This window comes from Chelatococcus sp. HY11, assembly GCF_018398335.1.
Classification (GTDB): Bacteria; Pseudomonadota; Alphaproteobacteria; order Rhizobiales; family Beijerinckiaceae; genus Chelatococcus.
In genome coordinates this window covers 3,459,516-3,480,729 of record NZ_JAHBRX010000001.1, presented here as the reverse complement: position 1 = coordinate 3,480,729, position 21,214 = coordinate 3,459,516, and the positions used below count along the sequence as shown (strand labels likewise).

At 62.9% G+C, this 21,214-nt stretch carries 15 protein-coding genes; 9 read left to right on the top strand and 6 right to left on the bottom strand.

Annotation, left to right across the window (positions count from 1 at the left end; genetic code table 11):
- Position 1: 1 nt before the first annotated feature.
- From KIO74_RS15840 to araD, 3 genes are all read right to left on the bottom strand, one after another.
- Complete coding sequence (locus KIO74_RS15840) at positions 2-988, bottom strand: ABC transporter permease (protein WP_213332783.1); 987 nt, start codon at positions 986-988, stop codon at positions 2-4.
- Positions 989-1,189: 201 nt separating this feature from the next.
- Positions 1,190-3,109 (bottom strand): ABC transporter substrate-binding protein, encoded by a 1,920-nt coding sequence (locus KIO74_RS15835; protein ID WP_213332782.1) that lies wholly within the window; start codon positions 3,107-3,109, stop codon positions 1,190-1,192.
- Positions 3,110-3,568: 459 nt separating this feature from the next.
- Positions 3,569-5,347 carry an L-arabinonate dehydratase gene (gene araD, locus KIO74_RS15830; RefSeq protein ID WP_502762068.1) on the bottom strand — a complete coding sequence of 593 codons (1,779 nt, stop codon included), beginning with the start codon at positions 5,345-5,347 and terminating at the stop codon, positions 3,569-3,571.
- 318 nt (positions 5,348-5,665) lie between these two features.
- Here araD and KIO74_RS15825 point away from each other — a divergent pair, with 318 nt between their 5' ends.
- The 6 genes from KIO74_RS15825 to KIO74_RS15800 all read left to right on the top strand — a co-directional run bounded on the left by KIO74_RS15825 (position 5,666) and on the right by KIO74_RS15800 (position 14,645).
- Positions 5,666-6,511, top strand: a complete 846-nt coding sequence (locus KIO74_RS15825; RefSeq protein ID WP_213332781.1) for a DUF2092 domain-containing protein — start codon at positions 5,666-5,668, stop codon at positions 6,509-6,511.
- Between the two features lie 77 nt (positions 6,512-6,588).
- A complete protein-coding gene (locus KIO74_RS15820) occupies positions 6,589-7,104 on the top strand; it encodes a DUF6515 family protein (RefSeq protein WP_213332780.1) in 516 nt (171 codons plus the stop codon).
- 224 nt (positions 7,105-7,328) lie between these two features.
- Complete coding sequence (locus KIO74_RS15815; protein ID WP_349629198.1) at positions 7,329-8,621, top strand: efflux RND transporter periplasmic adaptor subunit; 1,293 nt, start codon at positions 7,329-7,331, stop codon at positions 8,619-8,621.
- A gap of 25 nt (positions 8,622-8,646) precedes the next feature.
- The gene (locus tag KIO74_RS15810; RefSeq protein WP_213332779.1) at positions 8,647-11,814 is read left to right on the top strand and encodes an efflux RND transporter permease subunit; all 3,168 of its coding nucleotides are present in this window, start codon (positions 8,647-8,649) and stop codon (positions 11,812-11,814) included.
- Positions 11,815-12,605: 791 nt separating this feature from the next.
- Positions 12,606-13,535 (top strand): hypothetical protein, encoded by a 930-nt coding sequence (locus tag KIO74_RS15805; protein ID WP_213332778.1) that lies wholly within the window; start codon positions 12,606-12,608, stop codon positions 13,533-13,535.
- Positions 13,536-14,093: 558 nt separating this feature from the next.
- A complete protein-coding gene (locus KIO74_RS15800) occupies positions 14,094-14,645 on the top strand; it encodes a L,D-transpeptidase (protein WP_213332777.1) in 552 nt (183 codons plus the stop codon).
- Here KIO74_RS15800 and KIO74_RS15795 read toward each other — a convergent pair.
- Both KIO74_RS15795 and KIO74_RS15790 read right to left on the bottom strand, forming a co-directional pair.
- Entirely contained in the window at positions 14,629-15,984 is a 1,356-nt protein-coding gene (locus KIO74_RS15795) for a class I SAM-dependent methyltransferase (protein ID WP_213332776.1), read from the bottom strand. The genes KIO74_RS15800 and KIO74_RS15795 overlap by 17 nt on opposite strands.
- A gap of 97 nt (positions 15,985-16,081) precedes the next feature.
- Positions 16,082-16,741 carry a putative adhesin gene (locus KIO74_RS15790; RefSeq protein WP_349629197.1) on the bottom strand — a complete coding sequence of 220 codons (660 nt, stop codon included), beginning with the start codon at positions 16,739-16,741 and terminating at the stop codon, positions 16,082-16,084.
- A gap of 249 nt (positions 16,742-16,990) precedes the next feature.
- Between KIO74_RS15790 and KIO74_RS15785 the strand changes: the two genes are divergently transcribed.
- Complete coding sequence (locus tag KIO74_RS15785; protein WP_213332774.1) at positions 16,991-18,094, top strand: TRAP transporter substrate-binding protein; 1,104 nt, start codon at positions 16,991-16,993, stop codon at positions 18,092-18,094.
- An 8-nt stretch (positions 18,095-18,102) separates the two neighbouring features.
- On the opposite strand, the gene KIO74_RS15780 is transcribed toward KIO74_RS15785, so the two are convergent.
- Positions 18,103-18,342 (bottom strand): DUF1674 domain-containing protein, encoded by a 240-nt coding sequence (locus tag KIO74_RS15780; RefSeq protein ID WP_291959983.1) that lies wholly within the window; start codon positions 18,340-18,342, stop codon positions 18,103-18,105.
- A gap of 149 nt (positions 18,343-18,491) precedes the next feature.
- On the opposite strand from KIO74_RS15780, the gene htpX reads away from it, so the two are divergent.
- Both htpX and KIO74_RS15770 read left to right on the top strand, forming a co-directional pair.
- Positions 18,492-19,436: a zinc metalloprotease HtpX gene (htpX, locus tag KIO74_RS15775; protein WP_213332773.1), complete on the top strand. Its 945-nt coding sequence runs from the start codon at positions 18,492-18,494 to the stop codon at positions 19,434-19,436.
- A 210-nt stretch (positions 19,437-19,646) separates the two neighbouring features.
- A complete protein-coding gene (locus KIO74_RS15770; protein ID WP_249731014.1) occupies positions 19,647-21,065 on the top strand; it encodes an RsmB/NOP family class I SAM-dependent RNA methyltransferase in 1,419 nt (472 codons plus the stop codon).
- Positions 21,066-21,214 lie beyond the last annotated feature (149 nt).

The following is a 21,214-nucleotide window of genomic DNA, read 5'->3' as shown; positions in this document are numbered from 1 at the left end:
CTCACCTGTAGCGGATGCGCGGGTCGATGACCGCGAGCAGGATGTCCGAGACGAGCATGCCGACGACCGACAGGCAGCAGAGCAGCAGGATGAAGGCACCGGCGAGATACATGTCCTGCGCGAGCAGAGCTTGCAGCAGGAGCGGCCCCGACGTGGGCAGGGAGAGCACGAAGGCGGTGATCACCGCGCCGCTGATGAGCTGTGGGAATGCCCAGCCCAGGGTCGATACGAAGGGGTTCAGCGCCATACGCACGGGGTATTTGAGAATGAGCCGGAGTTCCGACAGCCCCTTGGCGCGGGCGGTCGTCACATAGGGCTTGTGGAGTTCATCCAGCAGATTGGCGCGCATGATGCGCGTGAGACTGGCGGTGGAGCCAAGCCCGAGGATGACCACCGGCAGCCAGAGGTGGGACATGAGGTCGCCAATCTTTGCCAGCGACCAGGGCGCCTTCTCGAACTCCTCCGAAAACAGGCCCGAGACATCGCTGCCGAAGAAGACGACGGCGATATACATGAGCACGAGCGCCACGAGGAAGCTCGGCATGGCGAGGCCGATGAAGCCGACCGCCGTGATGACATAGTCGCCGAGCGTGTATTTCTTGACGGCGGAATAGACCCCGATGGGAAAGGCGACCGCCCAGGTGAACAGCAGCGTCGAGAGCGCCAGCGTCACGGACAAGGCCATGCGCTCCCAGATGAGATTGGAGACCGGCTGCTGCCACTCGAAGGAGATGCCGAAATCGCCGACGAGAACGCCGGTGATCCATTTCCAGTATTGGACGATGAACGGCTGATCGAGGCCGTAGCGTTCCCGCAGGAGCTCGAGGCGCTCCTGGTCGACCACATCGCCCGATTGCGCGAGCGTCGCGGCGAATGTCGTCAAATAGTCGCCGGGCGGCGCCTGGATGAGCGCAAAGGCGATCAGCGACACGACGAAGAGAAACGGCACGGACCACAAGATGCGGCGAATGATATAGGTGATGAGCATCAGCGATCATCTCCAGCGATCGGCTTCTGGCACGCCCGATTGACTGCCGCTATCGGCTGCGGGCGTTCCTGTGACAGATCGGAGATGTGCTGGCCCCGGAAAGCCCCCGGCTCCGCGGAACCGGGGGGCTTGACCGGCACATGGCCAGAACATCGTGCTACGCGACCGAAACCGTTCACTCCGAAGTGTCGCTTCGAAGCCTTACTTGGCCCAGAACCACGTCTGCGGCAGGGTTGGCGCGGGCGTCGGATAGTACCAGGAGCTCGGCATCGTGGCCGGGACGTTCTTGAGGTTCGTCTTGGCGATACCGTAAGTCGGCAAGGCCTTGGTCACCGAGAACACCTCGAACTCGTCAGCGGCGATATCCGCGATCTTGAGCATCAGCGCCCGCCGCTTTTCCGGGTCCGTCGTCGCGCGCGCCTCGTCATAGAGCTTCATGCGCTCCTTCACCGAAGCCGGCGGCTCCTCGCCTTGCTTGCCACCCGTCTTGTACCACTGCACCCACGGGATGCCCCAGCGCGAGTCGTGGTGCACGGGCACGATCTGCTGCGGAATCTCTCCCGGCACCCAGCTCGCCTGGCCACCCCAGACCGCCGCGTCATGGTCGTTGCTGTTGGACGTCCGCTCATAGAAGAACGTGCGCTCCAGCGAGTTCACATCCATGTCGATGCCGATCTTGGCCCACTGGCGCTCGATCAGCTGCAGCATGTCCACCTGCTCGGGCTGCAGCGTGGGAATGACGTCGATCTTGAACTTGATCGGCTTGCCGCTCGGAAGAAGGCGCGTGCCATCCGGGCCGCGCTTGGTCAGTCCGAGACCGTCAAGCAACGCATTCGCCTTGGCTTCGTCATACTCCAGATACTGCGTTGCGATGCGCTTGTGGAAATTGGGATGGTTCTCGAACGGTCCGTTCTGCCAGGGCTCGCCGTCGCCAAGTAGCGCGGTATCGATGATTTCCTTGCGGTTCATGCCGTGCGACAGGGCGATGCGGAAATCCTTCTTATTGAAGAGCTCCCTCAGCTCCTTGTCCTTCGACATCAGGTTGAGATTGATCACCATATTGGTGCCGCCGACGGCCGAAGCCTCGAACATCTCGTAGCCGCCCTTGGTGCGGTTCTCCGCGAGCACGGCGCGGTTGGCCGGGGCGTCGAGATGGCGAAGGCCGAAATCGATGCGGCCACCGATGGCCGCCAGGATCAGGCTTTCCACATCCTGCGCGATCGGCGCATTGAGCTCGTCGATATAGGGAAGCTGGTTACCGTCCGTATCGACCTGCCAGAAATAGGGGTTGCGCACCATGATCACACGCGTGGCCCCGCCGGTGTAGGCGTCTTTCACCACCCAGGGGTCAAGTGTCGGGCGATCGACATTGCCCCAGCGCGCCGGGATTTCGATGTCGCCGCATTTCTGCAGGAACAGGTTCTTCCAGTCGGAAGCGTTGTTCGCCTTGACCGTATCCGCGATATTGGCGTTGTACTTGGGGTGGAACTGCGAACAATAATGCTTCGCATAGAGCACCGGATGCTGCCCGAGCGGGCTCGCGAGTTCCGCCAGGAAGTCGCCATAGGGCTCCGTGAAAGTGAACTTCACGGTGGCATCGTCGATCTTCTCGACCTTCATCGGCACGCCGCCCGTCATGTAGCGGGGCTGGGGCGCGGCGAATTCGGCATTCAGGATGAGATCATTGACGTTGAAGAGAATGTCGTCGGCCGTGAAGGGCTTGCCATCCGACCATTTCATGCCCTTGCGCAAGGTGAAGGTGAAGACCTTGCCGTCCGGGCTGACATCGACCTTCTCCGCGACATTCGGCACGATCTTCGTATATTCCGGATCCCAGCGGACCAGGCCCTGGTTGCCGACCATGCGCAGAATGTGGTTGTGGTCCGACGAGCCGCGCAGGCCGAACCGCAGCTGCCCGCCATAGGTGCCAATGGCATTCAGCGGCTTCACCACCTCAGGATGCTCCGGCAGGCGCTTGTCGACCGATGGCAGTTGGCCAGCCTTGACGGACGTTGCCAGCGTCGGCGCCTCCTTGTAGTCAGCCGCAAGGACCGGCAGCGCGGCCACCAGGAATGCCCCCGCCGCGCAAGAATGCAATAATGCTCTCGCCGTAAAGATCATCTCTTTTCACTCCCCAGTGAATTATTCTTATTTACGACAACGACGATTTATACGTCTTCATAGAAAAATATTGACTTTATAGATCGTCAAAACCAGACGGTCTCGCGCATACGCAAGACTTGCTCGAAGAACTTGTCCGAATACCGTTCGATTTCAGGATCGATCAGTGTCGGCTGTCTCTCTATTATCTGCCACGCGACCGTTCCCCGCGGTCGTCTATTGCGCCGGCTTCACTCACCATCTCCTGACAGGACAAGTTGCCGGCTCAGGGACGGGGCCGTTCCGCCAGGGTGTTCGGCCAATCAAGCCGCGTCTCAAGTCCTCCGTTCAACGCACCGGACAGGAGCCTATCTCGTATGTCATCTTACATCGATACAACTGGAACGCCAGCGCGACATGCTCATGTTCGACGAAAGCCGTAGAAGCGGCGCGGACCCCAGCGCCCGCGCCCTTCCCGCGTTAATGGATTTCCGGCTCCGCCGTCGGTGCGCCAGCGTGCAGGAAATCGAAGTCACAGCCCTTGTCGGCTGACGTTATATGCTTGGCGAACATCGCGCCATAGCCCCGCTCGTAGTGGGGTTTCGGCTGCACCCACGCCGCCTTGCGGCGGGCGAGTTCGGCGTCGTCCACATGCAGTTCCAGCCGGCGGCCAGGAATGTCGAGTGTGATGAGATCGTCGTCCTTCACAAGCGCCAGCGGGCCGCCGAGGTAGGATTCCGGCGAGACATGGAGCACGCAGGCGCCGTAGCTCGTGCCGCTCATGCGCGCGTCGGAAATCCGCACCATGTCGCGCACGCCCTTGGCAAGGATCTTCTGCGGGATCGGCAGCTGTCCCCATTCGGGCATGCCGGGGGCGCCGAGCGGCCCGGCGTTCTGCAACACGATCACGCAGGTCTCGTCGATATCGAGCGCCGGATCGTCGATGCGCGCTGCCATGTCATCGTAGTTGCGGAAGACCCGTGCCTTGCCGGTGTGTACATGCAGGCGCGGCTCCGCCGCCGGTGGCTTGATGACGGCGCCGTTGGGGGCGAGATTGCCGCGGAGCACGGCAAGGCCGCTCGAGGCCGTCAGCGGATTGTCGCGCGGGCGGATCACCTCGTCATTGTAGACCTCAGCCCCCGCGAGATTCTCGCCGAGCGTGCGGCCATTGGCCGTGAGCGTGGTCAGGTCGAGGTGGTCGGTGATGCGGCTGAGCAATCCCCGGAGGCCGCCGGCGTAATAGAAGTCCTCCATCAGGAAGCGGCCGGAGGGACGGACGTCCGCCAGCACCGGCGTGCGCTTGGCGATCTCGTCGAAGCGCTCGAGCGGCAGGTCGATCCCCACGCGGCCCGCCATCGCCACGAGGTGGATGATGGCATTTGTCGAGCCCGACAGCGCGATGTCGGCGGTGATGCCGTTGTCGAAGGCGGCCGGCGTCAGGATATCGCTCGGCTTAAGGTCCTCCAGGATCATGTCGACGATCCTGCGCCCGCTTTCCGACGCCATGCGGGCATGGCCCGAATCGGGTGCGGGAATTGACGAGGCGCCCGGCAACGTCATCCCCATTGTCTCGACGATGGCCGTCATCGTCGAGGCCGTGCCCATGGTCATGCAATGGCCGGGCGAGCGGGCGATGCCCTCCTCGATCTCCTGCCAGGCCTGCTCGCTCAGGTTGCCGGCACGCTTCTCCGCCCAGTATTTCCAGGTGTCGCTGCCGGAGCCCAGCACCTTGCCGGCCCAGTTGCCGCGCAGCATCGGTCCGGCGGGCACGAAGATGGCGGGCAGGTTCATGCTGATAGCCCCCATGAGGAGCGCCGGCGTGGTCTTGTCGCAACCGCCGAGCAGCACGACGCCATCCATGGGATGGCTGCGCAGGAGTTCCTCGGTCTCCATGGCGAGGAAATTGCGATAGAGCATCGTCGTCGGCTTGACGAAGGGCTCGCTCAGGGACATTGCCGGCAGCTCCACGGGAAATCCCCCAGCCTGCCAGATGCCGCGCTTCACCTCTTCCACACGCTGCTTGAAATGGCTGTGGCAGGGGTTGATGTCGCTCCAGGTATTGACGATCGCGACCACCGGCTTGCCCATGAAGTCGGCGCGCGTATAGCCCATCTGGAAGGTGCGGGAGCGGTGGCCGAAAGCCCGGAGGCCGGGATCACCATACCAACGCTGGCTTCGCAGCTCGGAAATGGCACGCCGTGGCCGGGTCCCTGCCTTGCCCGGCGCGGCCGGAACGTCTTCGTCGCTCGTCTTGCTCACGCGTTTCTCCCTCGCGCCGCACCACCAAATCGCAAGCGCCACGCTTTGTTGTAACGAGCAGGTTATAAAGCTGCCGACCCGCTCGCAAGGATCGAGATTGGAAACGATACAATGCGCCGCAGACCCCGATCCGCACGCGCCTCTTCGCCGGCAATGAAAACTGACGGTTGACTGTCGAACGCAGGGCTCTTTGCGGATTAACAACCATCGGATCGGAAATTCACCACACGAGGCTATCGGCTATTGACAGGACAATGGTGAAAGACGAAGGCTTCGCCGTAAGCAAAATCATCCGAATACGGACAGGGATTCGCTTCAATGGCGCTTGAGCTGAATCGGCCGGGCCGCGTGCGTTTGGGGGCGGTGCTCGCCATCGGCGTATCACTTCTCCTGCCACCGCTGACAATCACCGCATATGCCCAGAACGCGCAGGGAACTCCCCCGGCCTCAACTCCCCCGGCCTCTCCCGGGCCCGCAGCCGCGCCCGCGGATGGCAACAAGCCGATCCTCGACCAGGCGGTTCTCGACCTCCTGAAGAAAGCGACAGCACGCATCGCCGATGCCAAGGCCTTCTCGGTCGAGACATCCGGCTCGCGGGAGGTTCCCTCCAGCCAGGGCCAGATGCTCACCTTCTTCGACACCGCCGAAGTCGATGTGAAGCGGCCCAATAAGTTGAAGGCCGAAATCAGGGGTGGCAATAGCGAAGTCGACGTTTATTACGACGGAAAGTCCGTAACGATCTTCGACGACAAGGCCAAGCTCTATGCCGTCGCGGAAGCGCCGGCCACGCTCGACGCCTTCCTCACCGATGCCGCGCAGAAGCGGGGCATCCACTTCCCCATGGCCGACTTCCTCGTGAGCGACCCCTACAGCCAGCTCGCGAGCGGCCTGACGAACGCCTATGAGGCGGGCCAGACCACCGTCGACGGCAAGGCTGTCCGCCATCTGGTCTTTGCCAAGCCGGGCATTGAGTACCAGCTCTGGCTCGATACGAAGTCCAACTTGCCGCGCCTGATGACTGTGACTTACCTCGACGTGCCGAAGTCGCCGCGTTTCGCGGTGTCCTTCAAGGACTGGGAATTCCGCGACCGCCCTGACTCACGGTTCCGTTTCTCGCCGGGCAAGTCTGATGCGAAGATCGACTTTCTGCCAGCCTCGCAATGATCGACATGCCACGACCTTCTGTTTCAAGCGAAGAGAGATGTCCGATGCGGTGTGAAATGACTGGTCAGGACGCGATAGTGACCAGCGGCGCTTCCCCGCGACGCAAGCTGAAGCGGCGCCTTGCACTGGCAATCGCCGCGGCCGGAGCCGCCATTGCGGTCGTCTCAGCGACGTCGCCGGCGTCGGCTTGGGTTGCCTATCACGGTGGTGGCGTCTGGCGGGGGCCAGCCGGAGGCTTTCACGCCTGGCATGGGGGAGCCGCCTGGGGTGGTCCGGTCGTTCGGCCGGGCTGGGGTTATGGCTGGGGCTATGGCGGCCCATCACCGGGTGCCGCGGCCGCGGTTGGCGCGGCGGCGGGGCTCGCGGCGGGAGCGGCGCTCGGGGCAGCCGCGGCGGCGCCACCGCCTGTCTATTATGCGCCACCGCCTGTCACAACGGCTGCACCGATCGGCGCCATGTTTGCCAGCCTGCCGGGTGGCTGCACATCGGCGACGGTAAGCGGCGTGCGCTACTATCGTTGCGGTTCGACGTTCTACAGGCCTTACTACTCCAATGGCCGTGCCGTTTATCAGGTTGTCGCCAACCCATTCTAAAGCGTTTCCGAAAGCGGGAACGCTGCTTCGCTTCACGAGAAATGCTCGGCCGGCTGCGCGGCGGTCCCGAGCTGTGGCGAAATAACAGGCCGGGACCAAGTATCTCGGCCTCCTGGACTTCTTGACCTCCGTGACCGCAGGAAGTGCGGGCTCGGAGTTGTTTGGTTTGAGCATTCCGCCCGCGCGGCGGGAATCTGCAGTCGCGGGCAGTGTTGGGGGTTCGCATGGCGTTTGAGAGGCTTGTCACACAAACCGGCCAACATGCCGAGGTTCCGGGTCTTCGCGGTATCGCGAGCGCTCAGCCTCATCGCATGGCTGGTCCGGGCGTCGGCGCTGTCGCGCTGATGCTTCTGACACTGGCGGCCTGCAACGACAAAAATACCTATGTTCCGCCGCCGCCGCCACAAGTCTATGTCGCAACGCCCGTCCAGCAGCCGGTGCAGCGCTATCTCTCATTCACCGGCAACACCGCGGCCGTGAACTCCGTTGATCTGGAGGCTCGCGTCCAGGGCTTCCTCGATGCCATCAGCTACAAGGACGGCGCGCTCGTCAAAAAGGACACGCTGCTGTTCACCATCCAGCGTGACCAGTACCAGGCACAGCTTGACCTGCAGAAGGCCGAGCTCGCCTCGGCGCAGGCGACGCAGGCGAACGCGCAAACCGAGTACAACCGACAGGCGCAGCTCGGCAAGCAGGACTTCGCCTCCCAGCGCGCCATCGACGACGCCAAGACCAACCTGGACAAGGCAACCGCGCAGATTGCGGCCGATCAGGCCAATATCCAGCTTGCGACGATCACCCTGGGCTATACTCAGGTGAGCGCGCCGTTCGACGGCATTGTAACGCGCCATCTGGTCGATGTCGGCGCGCTCGTCGGCTATTCCGGCCCCACCAAGCTCGCGACGATCGTGCAGGTCGACCCGATCTACACCTATTTCACGGTCAGCGAGCAGATCGTGCTCCAGATCAAGGCGGAACTCGCCCGCCTTGGCCGCAATCTCACCGAGATCCACAATGTTCCGATCGAGATCGGCCTGCAGGATCAGACGGACTTTCCGTATCGCGGCACGATCGATTACATCGCCCCGCAGGTCGATCCGAGCACCGGCACCCTCGAAGTGCGCGGCGTCTTCCCCAATAAGGAGCTGGCGCTGATACCGGGCTTGTTCGTGCGGGTTCGCATTCCCGTCGGGCCGCCGCAGAACGCCCTGCTCGTGGATGATACCGCCATCGGCCGGAACCAGCTCGGCAGCTACGTGCTCGTCGTTGGCGCCGACGGCGTCGTCCAGCAGCGTCCCGTGACGACGGGCCGGCTGGAAGGCCAGCTTCGGGTTATCGAGAAGGGCATTGAAGCCGGGGACAAGGTGATCATCAACGGTCTCCAACGCGCCGTGCCCGGCAACAAGGTCAATCCTCAGACCGGCACCATGGCCACCAACAGCCCGGCGACCAACAGCCCGCCACCCGCCAGCCCGGTGCCTGCGCCGGCTGCCGCGCCTGCCCCCACGAAGCCCTGACGCTCCGTCCAGAAGGCGGTCCCCCATGATTTCCCGCTTCTTCATCGAGCGTCCGGTCCTCGCCAACGTCCTGGCGTTGGTCATGGTGTTGATCGGCGCGGTGGCGCTCTTCAATCTGCCGGTCGCGCAATATCCCAACGTCACGCCGCCGACCGTGCAAGTAACGACGCGCTACCCCGGCGCCAGCGCCAAGACCGTCGTCGATACGGTTGCCCTGCCCATCGAGCAGCAGGTCAACGGCGTCGACAAGATGATCTACATGCAGTCGACCAGTGCCAGCGACGGCTCCTACACGCTGACGGTGACCTTCGCCATCGGCACGGATCCGGATTTCGCGCAGGTTCTGGTGCAGAACCGCGTGAGCATCGCCATGTCCTCCCTGCCGCAGGCGGTACAGGTGCAGGGCGTGACGACGCAGAAGAAGTCCACCTCGATCCTGCAGTTCGTGACCCTGTCCTCGCCAGACGCGCGCTATGACAGTCTCTTCCTTGCGAACTACGGCGTCATCAATCTCCAGAACGAGCTCGCCCGCCTGCCCGGCGTCGGCAACGTCAACGTGTTCGGCGCCGGCGAATATGCCATGCGCGTGTGGATGGACCCTCAGCAGATGCAGGCCCGCGGCTTGACACCGTCGGACGTCATCAGCGCCATCCAGCAGCAGAGCCAGGAGGTCACGGCGGGCGTGGTCGGCATGCCCCCGGCGCCCGCTGGCCAGAACTTCCAATATACCATCAACATCAATGGCCGGCTCGACAACGCGCCGGACTTTGAGAACATCATCGTCAAGGTCGACAATGCCAACGGCGGCCAGATCACCCGCGTCCGCGACATCGGCCGCGTCGAGCTCGGCGCGCAGACCTACAGCCAGACGTTCACATTGAACGGAAAGCCGGCGGCGGGCATCGGCATCTTCCAGCTCCCGGAAGCCAACGCCATCGCGGTGGCGGAGGAAGTCCGCGGCAAGATGGAGGAATTGTCGAAGAGCTTCCCGCCGGGTCTCGTTTATGGCGTACCCTTCGATACCACGATGTTCGTGAACGCCTCGATCACGGAAGTCTACAAGACCCTGTTCGAGGCCGGCATCCTGGTGCTCGTCGTCATCCTGCTGTTCCTGCAGGACTGGCGGGCCATGCTCGTGCCGGCGACCACCGTCCCCGTCACGATCATCGGCGCCTTCGCGGCGATGTCGGCGATGGGCTTCACCGTCAACCTGTCGACGCTCTTCGCCATCGTGCTCGCGATCGGCATCGTCGTCGACGATGCCATCGTCATCGTCGAAGGCGTGTCACGCCACGTCGAGGCCGGCATGCCGGGCCAGGCCGCCGCTGAGAAGGCCATGGATGAACTGTTCGGCCCGATCATCGGCATCACCCTCGTCCTGATGTCCGTGTTCATTCCGGCCGCCTTCCTGCCGGGCCTGACAGGCCAGCTCTTCCAGCAATTCGCGCTGGTGATCGCCGCGACCGCCCTGATCAGTGCCGTCAACGCTTTGACGCTGAAGCCGACCCAGTGCGCGCTGTGGCTCCGCAAGCCCGTGCCGCCCGAGAAGCGCAACGCCTTCTATCGCGGCTTCAATGCCATCTACGATCGCTGCGAACGTGCCTATTCCCGGCTCATCGCCCACATGGTGCATCGCAGCGGCTTCATGGTGGCGATTGCCTTGGTGCTGATCGGCTTTGCCGGCTGGGCGCTGACGCGCGTGCCCACATCCTTCCTGCCAACGGAAGATCAGGGCTACGTCCTCATTGGCGCGCAGCTCCCCGACGGCGCCTCCCAGGAGCGCACTAACGCCGTCCTCGCCAAGGTGTCGCAGATCGCGCAGGAAACCCCCGGCGTCGAGAATGTCATCGGCATCAGCGGCATCTCGATTCTCGACAACAGCGCAACGCTCGCGAACGCTGGCGTCGCTTATGTCGTCCTCAAGGATTGGGACACGCGCGGCAAGGCCAAGGGCGAGGATCTTCTCAGCATCTATGAGCATCTCAACCGCGCGCTGCAGGCGGTGCCGGAAGCGACCACCTTCGTGCTCGTGCCGCCGCCCATCCAGGGTATCGGCAACGCCAGCGGCTTTACCATGCAGACCCAGGTGAAGGACGGCAGCTTCAACTATCAGCTGCTCGAGGCCGTGACACGCCAGATCGTCGAGGCCGGATCGAGCCAGTCCGGGTTGCAGCATCTCAACACCTCCTTCCGCGCGGGTGTGCCCCAGTTCGAGGTGAGGGTTGACCGTGTGAAGGCCGAGACGCTCGGCGTGACCGTCGGGCAGCTCTTCTCCACTATTTCGGGCTATGTCGGATCGAGCTACGTGACGCAGTTCAACGCCTTCGGCATGACCTTCCAGGTCTATACGCAGGCGGAATCGCAGTACCGCGTCAGTCCCCAGGATCTCTTGAGCCTGAAGGTCCGCGCCGGCAATGGCACGATGGTGCCGATCGGCACGATGGTTACTGTCGAACCGATGACCGGCCCGGCCCTCATCAGTCTCTACAATCTTTATCCGAGCGCGACGATCGTCGGCACGCCGGCGCCCGGCTTCTCGTCCGGCCAGGCGCTGGACCTGATGGGCCAGATCGCCGCCAGCGTCCTGCCGCCCGGAACCGGCTATGAATGGACCGCCATGTCCTACCAGGAGATGGCGGTCGGCTCGCAGATCTATGTCGTCTTCGGGCTCGCCATCCTGCTCGTCTATTTCGTCCTCGCCGGGCAATATGAAAGCTGGATCCAGCCGCTGTCGGTGCTGCTCGCCGTACCGCTGGCACTGCTCGGGACGGTCGGCGCCCTCGTCGGGCTCGGCATCGCCAACAACCTCTATACGCAGATCGGCCTGATCCTGCTCATAGCGCTGGCGAGTAAGAACGCTATCCTGATCGTGGAATATGCGCGCGAGAAGCGGGCCGAGGGCATGGAAATCGCCGAGGCGGCGGTCGAGGCGGCGCGTCTTCGCTTCCGCCCCATCATCATGACGTCCTTCGCCTTCATTCTGGGTGTCTTGCCGCTGGTGCTGGCGACAGGCGCCGGCGCGTCGGCGCGCAAATCCATCGGCATCGCCGTCTTCTCTGGCATGCTCGCCTCGACCTGCCTTGCCGTGCTGTTCGTTCCCTCGTTCTTCACCGTCTTGCAGCGGTTCGAGGAATGGCGCGCGCGCCGTTCCGCCAAACCGGCGCCCGAAGCCGGATCGGCGTCCGAAGCCTGAGGGTTATGGTACCCCTGGCCCGGCTGCGACCATGGCGCCCGCTGCGCCCGTGCGGCGGGCCAGCCCCTCCATCTCCAGGAACTCTGGGTAGGGCGAGGCGTGTCGAAGAATTCGTTCGGCTCTATTCACAAGGCGCGACGCGCAATGATATCGGGCCTCACCCAAGAAGCAGCGGCGCATCATCGCCATAAGAATACTGATGTTATAAGCTCCCCGGTGAAATATATCGTCAAATCCCATAAATGATCGTCTGTTTGCTCAAAAAATAATCAAAATATCGGCTATCAATGTCAGGTCATCGATCATATATACTGATATATACGCCATTTTAACATTTGAAGCATATATCTACCAGTGATACGGCAAGCGGCATTTCCGTCATTCATGAACATTGGCGTGAGCAGCGGGACCACGGGACAGCATGCCGCAAGGCTTTTTTTCGCCTACCCCTGGAAAAGCTTGATTTCGCCAACCATTATATCTCTTGCGTATTGGCGACAGACTTGCTACTCGCTCACTGTCCAATGGCTCTTGCTGAACGCAATGTCGGCTTCGACACCATCGTGCCGGGGTTTCCTGTCACGAAGAGGAAGAAGGGCTGGGTTCGCGCGAGAAAATTCGCTATAGTCCAGTGGGGAATGCGAATCAGCGCTAGCTATTGAGCAAGTTTGTGCGGGGGCACGAAATTTGTCGTCGATCATTCTGGTGGCTGCGGCGATGAATGCCGTGCAAACACCCGTGAATGGATCGCTAAACAGTTATAAGACTAAAGATAACACTCAAGAGGACTTATGAGACGACAGTCGCGACCGTTTGTGGTCGAGGTTAAGCGCACGCGGAAGGCTCCGACCAATATTTGGGGATCTTCTTCCATTTTTGATGATGCGGAAGCGCCAACCAACCGCGCTGGCGCGGCATCGGCAAGTCTGGAAGGTCTCTTCAAGAAGTCACCGACGCAAGCGCCAGAACAGGCCGGCAATACTAGCGCCACACCGCGTATTCTGCCGAGCCTTCTTGCCGATGAAACACCCGTCCTGGAACGAGCCGCCACAAGCGACCACGTCGAGGAGGATGATCACGGCATAGAAGACGACGTGTTCTCGCTGCGCACGCCATCACCTGCCGCGCGCAAGATCTCTGCGAAGGCTAAGGCTCCGGCCAGATCACAGGCTGTTGCCCTACCCGATCTCGCCGCGCGCATGGCACCGCCGGCAGAACCAGCGCCGGCTGCCGCTAGCCTTTGGGATGACCCGCGCTCGCGGGAAGCTTTCGCGGAGGACGCAAAGCCTCTTAGTTCCGAAGACGCGACAGCTGCTCTCGGCTGGAGCATCAAGCCGAAGGCCGAAGAGGTCGTCGCTTCCCTGGTCGAGCCAAAGCTTTCCGTCGATCTCTTCGCCGGCCAATTGCCGCCGGAAGAGATCGCGCCGTCCAAGCCCAAGGCGAATTCGCGTCGCAAGGCGCAGACGGCCGTCCCCAAGGTGCCCAAGGCTCCGCTTGCTTTCTCTCTCCCCTTGGATGACGAGGGCGAGGACGATGAAATCCTGGACGCGGATGAAGTCCTGGACGCGGTCGATGCCGCGCACGACATCCAGCCGTTGGCGGACGCGGCGCCCCGTCGGGATGTGAACGCTTCCGTCGTGCGTCGGCGCCGTAAACAGCCAGCCGCCGCGCTGCCGCCCGGTCAGCGCTGGAAGCGCCGGCTGCCTTCGAGCTTGCGCTGACGCCGCAGTTTTCCGCCAGTCGGCCGGCTGATTTCAATAGAGCGCCTGTCCCATGCCAACGGGACAGGCGCTTTTTCGTTATGCGGGCCTTCACCAGCCGGATGTCGAGTTTGGATAGAAAATCTTGCCGTCATTCCGGGGGCCTCGCATCAGCGAGGAACCCGGAATCCATGAACACAAGGCAAGATAGGAAGACGCGTCGGACGTTTCCCTATCTTAGTTTGCCGTCGCGTTCATGGTCTCCGGGCTCGGGCCCATGACCCGCCCCGGAATGACACGGCGGCCGGTTATCCAAGTCAGGTTATCCAAGTCAGCATGTCCAACTCGTGCTGCCTGCCCATGAGCCAAGCTTTCATGAGCCAAGTTTTCATGGTGCCAAGCTTCATGACGCCAAGACACGCTGATAGGGCCGCATTTGAGAATCATTAAATCTAATTGCAATTGGTGCACCGATCCGCCCATCAACCAGCAGTATTCCTGATCGTCAGCAAGGATTGCTTCAGCACCACCCGCGTTGAATGCCGTTCACCGCAAGACTGTGCGTGATGGAACGGGATCATGGGTGGAGAGTTTTCAAGATCGCGCGGCTGGACGCGGCGGTTCGTCATTGGCCTGCCCGCGCTGGGTTTACCGGCGGGCCTGGCAATTCTACCGGCGGATGTGGCAGCGGCACCCAGTCTCGCCCCATTCGAAGGGCCGCCTGCCGGCACCGTGCTGGTTCGCACCCGTGAACGCAGGCTCTATCTCGTGCTTGGCGAGGGCCAGGCGATCCGCTATCCCGTCGCCGTCGCCAAGCCGGGCAAGCAATGGCATGGCACGGTCCACATCGATGGCAAATATGTTGAACCGGCGTGGATGCCGCCGCCGGATGTGAAGCGCGACAATCCGCAGCTTCCCGATTACATCGCCGGCGGCGCGCGCGACAATCCGATGGGAGCGCGCGCCTTGACGCTCTCGGGCGATCTCTACGCGATCCACGGAACAACGCGCAGCATGCGACGCAGCATCGGCACCTACGCGAGCTACGGCTGCATCCGCATGCTGAACGAGGACATCATCGACCTTTATCAGCGGGTGCGCGTCGGCACGCCTGTTATCGTTGTCCCGTGACGTCCGCGCCGGCATAAAGATCGGCCCGTGTCGGCGGCAGGCCGGATAGCCCGCGTGCCCGGCGCGTCGCCACCGTCTGGAAAATGCCGATCGTGCCGCGTTCAAATCCGAGCGAAACGCCGGCGAGATAGAGCAGCCACAGCCGGGTCTTGGCCTCGCCGACCTCGCGCACGGCCGCCTCGCGCTCCGCATAGAGGCGCTCGCACCAGCGCCGCGTGGTCAAGGCATAGTGCTCCCGCCACGCCTCGACGTCGTGGATCTCAAAGCCATGACGCTCCAGGCTGGTGACCGAGCCGCCGATATGGTCGAGCTCCGATCCCGGGAAGATGTAATTCACGATAGCCTGATATTCCGGCCGCTTGCGACGGAAGGCGCGGGCATCCTTCTTGGCCGGGCGCGTGATCGCATGGTTGAGCAGGATGCCGCGCGGCTTCAGCAGCTCTCGCAGCTTGTTGAAATAGGCCGCGTGGTTATCGAGCCCCACATGCTCGAACATGCCGATCGAGGCGATCTTGTCGAAGGTTCCGGAGATGTCCCGATAATCCCGCAGCTCGACGTGGACACGCCCTTCGAGGCCAAGACGAGCGATCTTCTCCTTGGTGAAGGCGAGCTGCGCCTCCGACAGGGTCACGCCATGGGCCTCCACCCCATAGTGTTGGGCGGCATGGCAGACAAGGCCGCCCCAGCCGCAGCCGATATCCAGGAAACGCTCGCCGGGCTGCAGCCTGAGCTTCCGGCAGATCATGTCGAGCTTGGCGCGCTGGGCATCTTCCAGCGAACTCTCCCAGGTCGGGAAATAGGCGCAGGAATACTGCATCTCGGGGTCGAGGAAGAGCTGGTAGAAGGTGTTCGAGAGATCGTAATGAAACTGCACCAGGGCCTTGTTGTCACGCCCGCCCGCGTCCTTGTCGATCTGCTCGCCCTGGTAAGCCTCGCTTTTGAGCGGGTTCGCCGCGGCATCGGCCTTGGCGGAAAACAGGAAGGGCCAGAGCGCCCGCGCCAGCGACAATTTGCCGATCTTCTTCCAGATACCCTTGGTGCCACTGCCGCGCCGCGCGGCGAGATCAAGCAGCGTTCCGCCGATGATATCGACATCGCCCGAGGCGACGAGGTCGACTACGGTCGTCAGACGCGGCTGGCGAATGAGGCGGCTCAACACGGCCGGGCTGTTGAGAGCCACGAGCAAATCAGTGCGTGCGTCGGCGCCGAGTGGAATCACCTCGCCGTCCCACAGTCTGATTCCGAAATCGGCGTTGATATGCTCCGCCGCCTGCCGTAGCACACGTTTCACCGCAGCGAGACGCTTGTCCCCGCCCTCACCAGTCTTCCCGCTCGTCATCACGCTTTCCTATTCCGTTCGCGCGCGACGTTAGAGCATTGGAAGCAAAAGTGTCACCCCGGTTGGCGCCAAGTATGGTCCGGGCGGGCCGCCGCGCTCAAAAAGTGTGGCGGCGCCGGGGTGAATAGCTCGGTTCGCGAAAAGGCAACAGCGGGCTCCGACAAAAATCGCAGTGGATCGTGTGATAGTGATAACCGTGTCTGTGCAAGGTCTTGATCAGTGTTGACAGACGCGTTGCGACTTTCAGACCACGCCGTCTCACGGTGATTACGTCCATGGTCCACACCCCATGCCGGGAGACGAGGTCCTTGTATGCGGGGATACCGGAATCCGCGTAAAGCGCGACAGCCTCGGGATGCGGCGGGCTCGCCGGGCGCTCCTCCGGCCGCCGGATCGAATAGCGATGGGCGACATGGACCGGCAGGTCGCCAAGAAACTCATAGGTCTCGTCCGGCCCCTGATATTTGCTGAGAAAGTAGTCCGGGTAAGGGCCGCGTTTCATCGTCTCGTAGTTTGGATAGGTCTCGGTTAGCACGCCGATGATGTCCGTGCTGATGGGCTGCACGAGCGAGGCACCTTCAGGACCATAGAAAACAAGCTCAACATTTGGCCACGAGAAATACCCGCCGTGAAATCTCGCTCCATGCGTTGATATAACGCATGCACGTACCCCGGACGAAGGCTTTCCCTCGGCCAGAGTCCAAGCATACACATACTCGCCCACGCGATTTGCAAAAATGTTTCGGGAACATTTCATCAAAATATCTCGCGAATACCATAAAATCTATTCCGTGAAATCATTTTCAATTTAAAATTATCATCGCAGGAAGATAAGAGTGAAGGTGATTGCAATTGCCGCAGATCGCGTCAGTCTGTGGGCGGAGCGCCCGCGTGTCGGCAACGGAAGGCTCGAATATCCAATCCGTTTGCCAACCACCCGCATGACACATTATGAAACCCGCCGGGCTCATAGCCCCTCCATAATGTGCTCCTGGGAGGATGCCGGATGAAGCGTCGTGATTTCCTGAAAGGTGCCCCCGGCGCTGTCGCCGCAGGCACGGTTGCCGCCGCGGGCGTGGCGATGCCTGCCATCGCCCAGTCGTCACCGGCCATCAAATGGCGCATGACTTCGAGCTTTCCGAAGCCACTCGACGCCCTGTTCGGCAACGCCGAGATGTTTGCGAAATTCGTCGGAGAGGCGACCGACGGACAATTCCAGATCCAGTGCTTCGGTCCCGGCGAGATCGTGCCCGCGCTTCAGGCGCTCGACGCCGCCCAGAACGGTACGGTCGAATGCGCCCACACGCCGATCTATTTCTACACCGGCAAGGAGACGGCGCTGGCCTTCGGCACCGGCGTTCCCTTCAGCTTCAATTCGCGCCTCCAGTACGCCTGGCTGCTCAATGGCGGCGGCAATGCGCTGATGGACGAAGCCCTGGCTAAGTTCAACGTAGTTGGGTTCCCATGTGGCCAATCCGGAACCCAAATGGGCGGTTGGTTCCGTAAGGAGATCAACACACCGGACGATTGGAAGGGGCTGAAATTCCGCATCGGCGGTCTGGGCGGCGACGTGCTCGCGCGGCTCGGCGTGGTGCCCCAGCAGATCGCCGGCGGCGACATCTATCCGGCGCTCGAACGCGGCACGATCGACGCCGCCGAATTCGTCAGCCCCTACGATGATGAGAAACTGGGCTTCGCCAAGGTCGCCAAATACTACTACGCGCCCGGTTTCTGGGAGGGCGGCGCGATGCTCCACATGGTCGTCAACCGAGACAAGTGGAACGCCCTGCCGAAGCACTACCAGGCCGTCATGCGGCAGGCGGCCGATGCCTCGACCAACTGGATGCTGGCGAAATACGACGCTTTCAATGGCCCAGCCCTGAAGCGCCTCATCGGAACAGGCACGGAACTCAGGTTCTTCCCCAACGCGGTGCTCGATTCCGCCTGGAACGCCGCCCACGAACTTTATGGCGAGATGGCCGCCAAGAACCCCTTGTTCAAGAAGGCGCTGGAATCGATGATCGCCTTCCGCACCGAGAATTACCTCTGGTGGCAGGTCAACGAATATGCCTTCGACACCCTGATGATCCGCAATCGCACCAAGGTGTGACCCCCTGATCAGAAGTCGCTGGCGATGCCTTTGACTTCCCAGTCATCATAGCGCACGGGCTCCGGCCCGTTGCGCCCGTTGATTTCGCGTTGCGCGGTCAATGCGGCGGTATGGGCGTCGATGGCCGCGCGACGCTCCGCGGCTTCGGCCAGCGCGCGTTGCGCCGCCGGGGTCAGCGGCTTGCGCGGCGCTTCCGCCGCCGATGCGGCGCCGGCTATGCTGGAGGACAGCTTGTCGGGGCTCGTCACAGAAATTGCTCCACTTATGGACGCTCCATGCTCTTGAACGCAGGGGCTATCCTCCTCCACATATAGAGCACGATCCCAAGGATGCCATATCGTTATGGCAGATAGAAACCCGGCTCGACAGAGCTGACCGGGATCGGTGGAGGGTGCGGATGAACTACGTGAAGACCGGTATGCTGCTTGCGGCACTGACGGCGCTGTTCGGCGTCGTCGGTTATCTCATCGGCGGCGCGGCTGGCCTTCTCATCGCCCTGGCGCTCGCCGCGGGCATGAACCTTTTCAGCTACTGGAATTCGGACAGGCTCGCCCTGGCCGCCTACAATGCCCAGGAAGTCGACGAGCGCGCCGCGCCGGAATATGTCGGCATGGTCCGCCAGCTTGCCGAGCGCGCCGGACTGCCGATGCCGCGCGTCTATATCATCGACAATCCCCAGCCCAACGCCTTCGCGACCGGCCGCAACCCGGAGAATGCCGCCGTGGCCGCCACAACGGGCCTCATGCGCATTCTGAGCCGTGAGGAACTGGCCGGCGTCATGGCCCATGAGCTCGCGCATATCAAGAATCACGACACTCTCACGATGACGATCTCGGCCACCATTGCCGGCGCCATCTCCTCGATCGCCCAGTTCGGCCTGTTTTTCGGCGGCGGAAACCGTAACAATAACGGGTTGGGGACCATTGGCACCATTCTGCTCGTCGTCCTCGCGCCGATCGCGGCGATGATCATCCAGATGGCGGTCAGTCGCTCGCGCGAATACGAAGCCGATCGCATGGGCGCCGAATTCTGCGGCAATCCTTTGTGGCTCTCCACCGCTCTCGCCAAGATTTCGCAGGGTGTCGCCCATATCCCCAACGAGGAGGCCGAGAGCCACCCGGCGACGGCGCCGATGTTCATCATCAATCCTCTGTCCGGGCGGGCCATGGACAATCTGTTCTCCACCCACCCGGCCACGGAAAACCGCATCGCGGCGCTCGAGCAGCTCGCCCGCAGCATGGGCGTGGCGCCATCGCGCTCGTCCTCCTTCCTCGGAGGCGCCCAGCGCGCCGCCGGCCCCTGGGGCAACGGATCGCGCCCGCGCAACGGTCCGTGGGGTTGATCCGGCGCCGGAGCCAATCCGGGGCAGCTGTCTCGATCCTTCGTGATTAGATGTCGACAAATGCCATCGCTTCGCGGAAAAGGCGTGCTGATGGCATGGTCTGGTGTAGCTGCGGCGTCTTCCGCCCGGAATTCTCGCGCCAGCCCTTGTCGCCCAAGGTTCTTCAGAGTTTAAGCCCATGACAGATCCTGCCACAGGGGATCGGCCCAGTTGAAAGCCTCCGTTCCGGCACACCGCGGCCGATCACGGCGGGAAGATCCACCCGGCCTCGCCGCTCGCCGCATGGCGGTGGCTGCGCTGACGCGCATCCTCGGGCATAGCGAGGGCCTGGAGGACCTATTTGACGGGGCCGCCGGACGTCGCGGCGCTTCGCGCGACAACAAGCCGGCCGGAGGCCGGCATCAGGACAAGCCCGTCGGCGCGGAGCTTGACCAGCGCGACAAGGCCTTGGCCCGTGCCATTACGACAGCGGCCCTTCGCCGTCTCGGCACCTTGCGCAAGGCGATAGGCGACCGCCTGCAGAAGGGTCTGCCGCGCAACTCGGGGGCGCTGGAAGCCATCCTGCTCGTCGGGGCGGCCCAGTTGTTGCTGCTCGATGTTCCGGACCATGCGGCGGTGACCACGGCGGTGGATCTCGCCCGGGGCGACAAGCGCGCTTTTCCCTATGCCAAGCTGGTCAACGCCGTGCTGCGCCGTATCGCAGCCGACCGTGACGCCATCCTGGCCGCGACGGACCCCTTCGATGTCGATACGCCAGCTTGGCTGCGCGCCCGTTGGAGCGAAACCTACGGCGAGGCGACGGCGCGGCAGATCGCGGCTGCGCATGGTCGGGAGCCCTCGATCGACATTACCGTCAAGGCCGATGCGCCGCATTGGGCGGAACAGCTCGGCGGCCTCCTGCTGCCGACCGGATCGATCCGCCTGACGACGCGGACGCCTGTGGCGGAACTGCCCGGCTATGCCGAGGGCGCCTGGTGGGTGCAGGATGCCGCGGCCGCGCTTCCGGCTCGGCTTCTTCTGGTCCAGTCCGGCGACACGGTGCTCGATCTCTGCGCCGCGCCGGGCGGCAAGACGGCTCAGCTCGCGGCCGCCGGTGCCGATGTCACCGCCGTGGACAGGGCTGAAGCGAGGCTGGAGCGCCTCAAGGAGAACATGAAGCGGCTCAAGCTCGGTGTGACATGCCGCAAAGCTGATGCGGGCAGTCTTGAGCACGCCCCCGCCGACGCCGTGCTGCTGGATGCGCCCTGCAGCGCAACCGGCACCATCCGCCGTCATCCCGACGTGGCCTGGACCAAGCGCCCGGAAGATATTCCAGCCCTTGCCGCGATCCAGCGGCAGCTGCTGGACCATGCGGCCGGCCTTGTCAAAGCCGGAGGAGTCCTCGTCTATTGCACCTGCTCGCTGGAACCCGAGGAAGGCGAGGCCCAGACCGATGCCTTCCTTGCCCGGAATCCGGAATTCCGACGCGAGGCGATCTCGGCGGCCGAACTCGGCGGCGTTGACCATCTCGTGACCCGTGATGGCGACTTCCGCAGTCTGCCAAGCGCCGGCATGACATTGGCCGACGGAACCGCTGTCGATGGTTTCGATGGCTTCTATGCCGCCCGCCTGCGGCGCGGTGGCACCTGAAGGGGCAACTGAAACGTTAACCTCTGCCCGCTATCTTCGCCGGTTGGTAACGGTGCTGGAGCACTGAGCGGTCATGCGCATCGGCCGGTCGGATGATACGGGACGGGATGAGTGGACGCAGTCGCCGTGAGGAGAGCTGAAGTACAGAG